This window comes from Streptomyces sp. NPDC050560, from assembly GCF_044457285.1.
Lineage (GTDB): Bacteria > Actinomycetota > Actinomycetes > Streptomycetales > Streptomycetaceae > Streptomyces.
Window position 1 is genome coordinate 1 of the sequence record NZ_JBITGT010000042.1, and the last position, 1,034, is coordinate 1,034.

Annotated in this window: 1 protein-coding gene; it reads right to left on the reverse strand. The window is 66.2% G+C overall.

Annotated elements, in window-relative coordinates; all coding sequences use genetic code 11:
* Positions 1-1,034 (reverse strand): polyketide synthase dehydratase domain-containing protein (locus tag ACIBIW_RS36765; RefSeq protein WP_399342895.1); only part of this gene is annotated, 1,034 nt, incomplete at both ends.

Consider the following 1,034-nt stretch of genomic DNA (forward strand, 5'->3'; position numbering starts at 1 on the left):
CCCGCACCCCGCGCAAACAGCCGCACCCCACCCCACGAAAACGGCAACCGCACCCCCTCCCCCAACGCACCCACATGCAACACCGCATCAAACAACCCCGGATGCACCCCAAAACGCCCAACCTCACCCTCCAACCCCTCCGGCAACACCACCTCAACAAACACCTCCCCACCCCGCTCCCACACCCCACACAACCCCCGAAACACCGGCCCATACACATAACCCCGCCCCGCCAGACCCTCATAAAACCCCTCCACATCCACCGCCACCGCACCCACCGGAGGCCACACCCCACCCCAACCCTCAGGCACCAGTTCCACCTCGTCGGGCGCCAGCACACCCACCGCATGCCGAGTCCACACCGCCCGCTCATCCCCATCAGACCGCGAAAACACCGACACCCCACGCCGACCAGAACCGTCCCCACCCTCCACCAGCACCTGAACCTGCACCCCACCACGCTCCGGCACCACCAACGGCGCCTCAATCACCAACTCCTCCACCACACCACACCCCACCTCATCCCCCGCCCGCACCACCAACTCCACCAACGCCACACCCGGCACCAACACCACCCCAAGCACCACATGATCCCCCAACCACCCGTGACTCCCCAACGACAACCGCCCCGTGAACACCCCACCCCGCCCATCACCCAACACCACACCCGCCCCCAACAACGGATGATCCAGCGAACCCAAACCCAGACCGGAAGCGTCCTGCACGGGGCTGACGTCCTCCAGCCAGTAGCGACGTCGCTGGAAGGCATATGTCGGCAGTTCGACCCGGCCATACGTCCGCCCCGCGAAGAACACCGACCAGTCGACGTCCACCCCACGCACCCACGCCTCAGCCGCACTCGCCAACATCCGACGCAAACCACCCTCGCCGCGACGCAGCGATCCGACGACCACCGCACGAGCATCCGGAAGTTCGGCGAGAGTGTCCTCCACCGCAACCGTCAAAACGGGATGAGCACTGCACTCGACGAACGTCCCGAAGCCATCCGCCGCCAGCGCCGTAATCGCCTCATG